Genomic DNA, 7,033 nt, shown 5'->3' on the forward strand with positions numbered 1-7,033 from the left:
GGGACAAAAGAAGAAGGGGCACCATGAAAAAGTAAGTAATTCTAAGAAAAAGCTAGTTTAAGAGAAAATGTGTCCAAAATTCGGGGGTTAATCCGCTCACAATTGCTTATAAGTGTTTCTTAGACAGGATTGACTCACCGCCTAAAGTAGGATCCTGCCATCGAGGAACTCAAACGATTGACGCGGCATAGTTCCCGGATGGGTCAATATCAATCAGATTTAAAAATTCAATATGTCCGAGTGATTGATTTAGTTTTTCCCGAGTTGGCATCTTTAGTAAAATCTGTCAATCTGCATCTAAAATATGTGTATGCGATGTTTGTTGCTTATCCATCTACCACCCAGCTAGCAAACGCACACCTTACAAGTTTGTCGAATTTGTTGAAACAAGCTTCTAGAGACAGGGTCGGAAAATCACGTGCCATACAAATTCGTGACTTGGCAAGAGAGTCTATTGGTACTGTGTCAGATAGTTTGTCTTTTGAACTTATACATTTGATTGAAACCATACGGTTTTATCATCATATGATTCAAAAAACTGACCAACAGATTAAATCCTTGATGGCACAGATTCAGTCACCTATTTTAACCATTCCAGGTATTTCTTACCGCTTAGGGAGTGTCATTCTTTCTGAACCATTGAACAGTTTCAAAATCCTGGTCAACTTTTAGCTTTTAGCGGTTTGGAACCATCTATTTACCAATCTGGTGAATATGTCGGACAAGGCAAAATGGTGAAACGTGATTCTCCGAGTTTACGTTGGGCAATTCTACAAGCTGCCCGGTTAATTGCGATCCAATCTCCCGTCTTTAAAACGGATTTCGTTAAAAAGCGGAAAGAAGGAAAGCAATACAATGTGGCACTTTCACACGTAGCTAAAAAGCTTGTCCGTGTTATGTTTTTTTACTGAAATCTAAGCAATCCTTTGATGAATCAAAACTAGTCTAGTGTTTAAAAAAATAAATCACATAGGCTTATTTGTCATGCGCACATTTAACATTCTCTTTTCTTTTTCATAAATCACCTTCAGTATTGACATTCCATAGTTTGTCTCGTATATTATATAAATTTAAGCGATACAGTTCAGCCTATAAATTACTAGAAAAGTTTGCTTAAAAAGATAATAACTTGAACCCTCTGAGATGTGTCTAGATGGTGTACTCTTAACGGACTTATTATCTCTGTGATTGGCATAAACTTCACTTTTATTTAAGATCCATTATATTTAATAACTGAATACATGGGAAATTAACGCACGTTCACATAATATTTCCCTTGTTTTTTTGACCCTCTTTTCATGTACATAAATTGAAATTAAAGTTTATACTTATTAGAAAGGTTACTATATTGTGTGTTATTGGACAATTAAACTCCAATTTTCACTTTATATAAACTAATAAAAACTTGTTCTAATTGTTTTTTAAACTCAAAGAACGTTAAACAAATAGAGGTGAGCGTGATAATTGTTGATGACTTATTTCGTATAATTTATACCAAATATAAAATAATAGAAAAGCGCTCCTTCCTACTATTCTTTGCTAATTATTTTTCTTTCAAAAGAGTCCAAACAATTTCACAAGGCTCATCACCTGAATTAATTGCCCAATGCTGTTCTCCAGCAGGAATGAAAGTTGCCATAGAAGAAGTGATTGAGAACGGTTTACCACCACTTTCTCCCTCAAGTGTCCCTTTTTTAATAAAAGAATACTCATTTTCGGAGTGTTCTGACATACCTTCTTCGGGAACCCTTACACCGGGCGGAATAGTAACAGTACCAAACTTTAACACCATATGATCTGACTCACTTTCGAATACAGTTAGCAAACCTTGATCTTTAAATCCCTGATCTCTTATTTCCATATCGTATTTCACCTCATATTTTATTTCTGATTTCAAGTTCTTTATAATCAAATGTTTTGGGGTCAACCTCAACACCAAATAAAGTTTTTGCTTCCTCCACTGTGAAGTATTCATTTTTAACATCATTTGCTACTTGTGCAGCTGGTCGTTTTAAAGGATCTCCGTACCCTCCACCTGTTGCGGTCATCAATTGAAGTACATCATTTTTCTTTAAGGAATAACGTGGATAAACTCCATAAGGACCATCTATATCACCATCAGCTTTATGAATATAAAATTCATTCACAGAGCCATCATATCCGCCACTAGTGCCCCACAAGCGGTATTTATTTCGACCATAAGTGATCGTAGCAGCTTGTTCATCTGTCAATGCCCTGTAAGATCGAATAACTCCTTTACCACCGATATATTCACCAGCACCGGTACCATCTATACGTAAACTATATTCGTCAAGCATTACACCATATCTTGTTTCAGCTACTTCAACTGGAATATTGTAAGTCTCTCCATCTAAAATACAGAACTGACCACTTGCTCCATCTTGACCGTCAGCTCCTCCCCATCCACCAACAGAGGGTTCTACAATTAGAAACGGCTCATTGGTATCATGATGATTTCCGGTTAAAGTTACAGAGCAAACAGATAATAAATGTGCTGCAGCAAGCCTGTGCGGAATGTGTGGAGCCAACGCTTTCCAAATTAAGTCCGTACAACCTAGCATTGTTTCAAAATAGTTTGATGTTGGTGCAGGTCTTTCAGCCGACATAATAGATCTTTCATCGACAACAATTTTTAGCGGTCTAAAAACACCATCATTTACGTCCTGATCAGGATTGGTTATTGCCAAGAAAATGGTTCTCACTGCAGATGCAAGACCAGTAAAGGAACAATTGACTGGTCCAGGAACTTGTGGACTGCTACCTCTAAAATCACAAATAAATTCATTGTCTGTAATTGTAACTTCTACTTGTATTGGAAATGGGCCATTTCCAATACCATCTGTTTCAACAAACCCTTCTGCTGTAAACGAACCTTTTGGTAGCTTGGCAAGTTCTTGTCTTGATATTGTTTCGCCATGATCCAAATGGTTTGTAATAGCAGAAAGAATTACTTCTTTTCCATGTTTTTCACATAATTCTTTCACTCTTCGCTCCCCTGTTTTAATCGCTGCTACCTGCGCCCACATATCTCCAAGCGATAAATCAGGGAAACGAACATTGGCTCGAATAATTTCCACAAGTCCTTCGTTTAATTCTCCAGCGTCGTATAGTTTTACGGATGGAAATTGCAGTCCTTCCTGAAAAATTTCTCGGGAATCATTTGTAAAGGATCCTGGATCTTTTCCACCTACTTCTGTCCAATGAGCTTTATTTGCAGAAAATGCGATTAGTTCACCTTGATAAAATATCGGCATTACCAAACCGACATCTGACAAATGGGAACCACCGCCACCATAAGGATCATTAACAATAATGACATCGCCAGGTTTGAGATCATTTTTATCTCCATACTTTTTGAGTGTTTGCTTTACCATAAAAGAAAGCATTCCGATAAAACCAGTTACTCCGTTACCTTGTGTTAATAATTGACCTTTTGCGTCTGTTAGTCCACTTGCATAGTCCAATACTTCATATATTATAGGGCTCATCGATGTCTTTGCTAATGCAATAAACATTTCATCCCCCGTAGCAAGTAGTGAATCTTTTACAATTTCAAGTGTAAATGGATCGACTTTTATTTCATTTACCGTCATCTATCTCCCCTCCATTTCAATAATTAAGTTTCCATAATCATCTACTTTTAGTGTTTGACCGTCATAAATTACAGTTACTGCTGACTTTTCCTCTACAATTGCTGGCCCTTGTATAAGTTCGTTAACAGGCAACCATTCTCGACGATATACATCTGTTTCCACCCAGCCCTTTGGATTTTCAAAGTATACATTTCTTGTTTCTATTTTTGCCTCTTCTAAGGTTGTGTGACGTACTATTTTATGAATAGTCGGCTTCTGTATTTTTCCAAAAGCAGTAACATGGACGTTAACAATTTCTGTTTCGGTATCTTCAAGTCTAAAAGAATAGTTTTGTTCATGTAATCGGTGGAATTTTTCGATAATTTCTCGCAGGTCTTTTTCTGACCAATCATATGCTGGAACAGGAACTTTTACAGTATGTTCCTGACCTAAATAACGCATATCTACAAAACGATTAAAAACAACATCTTTCTTTTCAATTCCTTCATTTTTAAACTGTTGATAAGCAGCATTTTCAATCTCATTCCATTGTGTGGCCATTTCTTGCAAACTTAAATCCTTTATTCGTTTAATATATGTTTTAATATAATCATGTCGTAAATCGCTCATTAGCATTCCCCATGCAGAAAAAACAGGTGAAGCTATAGGGATTACAACTTTTCTAACGCCTAATTCTTTTGCCAGGGCAGGAGCATGCATAGACCCCCCACCTCCAAAAGCTACTAATGTGAAATCTTGTGGATTGTGCCCTTTTCTTATTGAGATTAATTTTAACGCATTAAGCATATTGGAATTTGCAATTCGGATGATTCCTAAAGCTGCTTCTTCTGCTGTCATTTCAAAATGATTAGCTATTTTCTCTTGCATAACATCCCTAACTAAATTTAAATCCACATCATAGTCAAAGTTCTTCGCGGACAGCCGACCAGTTAGTAGGTTGGCATCTGTAGTAGTTGGCTCCATTCCACCTTGCCCATAAGATATAGGTCCTGGAAGTGCACCAGCTGATTCAGGTCCTACCTTTAACGATCCTGCTTCATCCAACCAGGCAATAGAACCACCCCCATTACCAATTTCTACAATATCAACAACTGGGGTTTTTATTGGATATCCGGCATTTCTATCATCTCGCTCAATATAATAATCGGTGGATACCTTTACCTCTCCATTTTCTATTAAAGAGCATTTTGCTGTTGTTCCACCAATATCAAATGCTATAATATCTTTTTCGCCAATTAATTCTCCAAGTACAGCAGAACCATAAATTCCAGCAACTGGACCAGATTCCACCATATTAATTGGAACCTTTTTGGCTTCGGAAAAAGTCGTAGTACCACCATTTGATTGCATAATAAAATTGTGACTGTCTGTATTAAAATTATCTAACTTGGCATTTAATTTATTTACATATGTCGAGGCCGCAGGTTGTACATATGCATTTAATGCTACTGTATTAGTGCGTTCATATTCTCTCCATTCTTTTGTTACGTCATAGGATGCAGAAACAGCAACTTCCGGCCACAATTCCTTAATTAAATCTACAGTTTCCCTTTCATGTTTAGGATTTACGTATGAGTGCAAATAAGCCACTGCAATCGCTTCCACTTTTTCGCGTTTAAAATATTCAATAGTTTCCCTTACTTGACCTTTGTCTAAAGGGGTAAGAACCTTTCCTTTATAATTTAGTCGTTCATCTACTTCCTGTCTTAGATATCGTTCAATAAACGGTGTTGGTTTTTCATAACGAATGTTGAATAAATCAGGACGATTACCACGAGCAATTTCCATAATATCTCTGAATCCTTTTGTCGTAATTAAACCCGTTTTAGCTCCCTTTCTTTCCGTGAGTGCATTAATTATTACGGTTGTACCATGAATGAATGTAGATATAGCTTTCTGATCGATATTACTTTTTTCAATTACATCAATAACACCTTGTTCAAAATTTGGTGGAGTAGTGTGACTTTTGGCAACTTCTACCTGTCCTTCATTGTCTACATACACTAAGTCCGTAAATGTCCCTCCGATATCTGTTGCAACTCTCATTTTTCCCATCCTTTCTAGGTATATTTAAAAACCTTTAAAAAATAACTGGTGTTAACACGCTAATTAAAACTGATTCCGAAGTGGTTGGATTTTTCCATTGGTGCTCTTTCTCAGAAGGAAAATGTATAGAATCTCCCGCTTTTAAGAAATATTCCTTTTCTTCAATTTTAAAAATCACCTTTCCTTTTAACACATAATAGAATTCTTCTCCTGGATGACTATATTTCTCAATAAATGTTTCGTTAGGAGGCAATGTAACCATCATTGGCTCCATTCTTCTTTCTGGAAACTTCCCAGCGAGGCGTACATGAGTCATATTGGAACCTTCTATTTTAAACGGTTTTTGTTCTTTTTCGGACAAGGCATAATTTTGATTCTCTAGTTCCTTAAAGAAATAAGACATATTGATTTTAAATGCATCAGATATTTTTTTTAAAGAAGTTATGGCGAGAGAAGAATCCCCACGCTCTATTTGTGATAAAAAACTAACAGATAGTCCTGTTTCTTCACTAAGTTCTTTTAATGTCATTTCATTTTCTAGTCGAATTTTTTTAATTTTTTTATGAATATCCATCTTAATTTAAAGTGTTACTTAACTTTTTCCACCTCCACTTGATTTATTATTATACTACCATAATTAATTCTTAAATGAAAGAATAAATTATATTTTCTAATTGTTACTATAATTAATATTTTTTAAATTGATTTTTATATTGTGATATATTAGAAATTCACAACATTATCAGAATCCCCTTTACGGCCATGCTTAGAAATCATAAAAATGAAAAGTCAGAAAACATTTAGACATTTGATATTTAAAATGCATTTGGATCGTATATCTGGTACATAGAAAGCCTTACCTATTGCTATTGCGTGCAGGATGACAAGCCAGGAAGCCAGATATATAAGGACATCTTGAACAGCCACCAAGGCTATTATGCCTGCTCTGGACAGGTTACACTTATTTGGACAGATTCATTAAGTCCATATAAACTTGAATTAACAGAAATCGAAGGGGAAATCAAATTCTGCCTTTGATAAGTGGATTCGCCAACACAAGGATTCTGGATCGTTTGAAGAAAAGGACAATCGAACTCCTGAACAGGAAGAATTAATCAAGCTTCGTAAAGAGAATCAAACCTCGCAATGGAGAATGATATTTTAAAGCAAGCCGCGCTGATCATGGGACGAAAGTAGATGTGATTCGCAACAATGCTCACAAATACCGGGCTTGTCAACTAAAGTGTGTAAGTTATTCTAAATACTTTAACACACGATCTTTCAAGCGGTCATGAACGAGCAGCTGGTTCATCACCATCGCCCAGTTTTGGATATGGCCACCTTCCCATTTATTTTCGAGTTCTTGCACCCGT

At 36.2% G+C, this 7,033-nt stretch carries 6 protein-coding genes and 1 pseudogene; 3 read left to right on the forward strand and 4 right to left on the reverse strand.

Features of this window, described 5'->3' with window-relative positions; translation table 11 throughout:
* Positions 1–198: 198 nt before the first annotated feature.
* Both J2Z81_RS15380 and J2Z81_RS15385 read left to right on the forward strand, forming a co-directional pair.
* Positions 199–672 (forward strand): hypothetical protein, encoded by a 474-nt coding sequence (locus J2Z81_RS15380; protein WP_226371729.1) that lies wholly within the window; start codon positions 199–201, stop codon positions 670–672.
* 11 nt (positions 673–683) lie between these two features.
* Positions 684–911: a transposase gene (locus J2Z81_RS15385; RefSeq protein WP_226981402.1), complete on the forward strand. Its 228-nt coding sequence runs from the start codon at positions 684–686 to the stop codon at positions 909–911.
* Between the two features lie 632 nt (positions 912–1,543).
* Here J2Z81_RS15385 and J2Z81_RS15390 read toward each other — a convergent pair.
* From J2Z81_RS15390 to J2Z81_RS15405, 4 genes are read right to left on the reverse strand one after another with little or no spacing between them, the layout of a single operon-like run.
* Positions 1,544–1,861 carry a cupin domain-containing protein gene (locus J2Z81_RS15390; RefSeq protein ID WP_226371730.1) on the reverse strand — a complete coding sequence of 106 codons (318 nt, stop codon included), beginning with the start codon at positions 1,859–1,861 and terminating at the stop codon, positions 1,544–1,546.
* Between the two features lie 13 nt (positions 1,862–1,874).
* On the reverse strand, positions 1,875–3,614 hold the full coding sequence (locus tag J2Z81_RS15395) for a hydantoinase B/oxoprolinase family protein (protein ID WP_226371731.1): 1,740 nt from the start codon (positions 3,612–3,614) through the stop codon (positions 1,875–1,877).
* Entirely contained in the window at positions 3,615–5,660 is a 2,046-nt protein-coding gene (locus J2Z81_RS15400) for a hydantoinase/oxoprolinase family protein (RefSeq protein WP_226371732.1), read from the reverse strand.
* Positions 5,661–5,694: 34 nt separating this feature from the next.
* Positions 5,695–6,234, reverse strand: a complete 540-nt coding sequence (locus J2Z81_RS15405; RefSeq protein ID WP_226371733.1) for a helix-turn-helix domain-containing protein — start codon at positions 6,232–6,234, stop codon at positions 5,695–5,697.
* Between the two features lie 453 nt (positions 6,235–6,687).
* On the opposite strand from J2Z81_RS15405, the pseudogene J2Z81_RS15410 reads away from it, so the two are divergent.
* Positions 6,688–6,928 (forward strand): annotated as a pseudogene (locus tag J2Z81_RS15410) (transposase); the annotation flags it as partial.
* Positions 6,929–7,033: the final 105 nt, after the last annotated feature.

The sequence above is a fragment of the Virgibacillus alimentarius genome (assembly GCF_017874635.1).
GTDB lineage: Bacteria > Bacillota > Bacilli > Bacillales > Amphibacillaceae > Virgibacillus_B > Virgibacillus_B alimentarius.

Bases quoted from the DNA above. Each gene is read 5' to 3' on its own strand.
- J2Z81_RS15380 (WP_226371729.1), top strand. From the start codon at position 199: ATGGGTCAATATCAATCAGATTTAAAAATTCAATATGTCCGAGTGATT.
- J2Z81_RS15390 (WP_226371730.1), bottom strand. From the start codon at position 1,861: ATGGAAATAAGAGATCAGGGATTTAAAGATCAAGGTTTGCTAACTGTA.
- J2Z81_RS15395 (WP_226371731.1), bottom strand. From the start codon at position 3,614: ATGACGGTAAATGAAATAAAAGTCGATCCATTTACACTTGAAATTGTA.
- J2Z81_RS15400 (WP_226371732.1), bottom strand. From the start codon at position 5,660: ATGAGAGTTGCAACAGATATCGGAGGGACATTTACGGACTTAGTGTAT.
- J2Z81_RS15405 (WP_226371733.1), bottom strand. From the start codon at position 6,234: ATGGATATTCATAAAAAAATTAAAAAAATTCGACTAGAAAATGAAATG.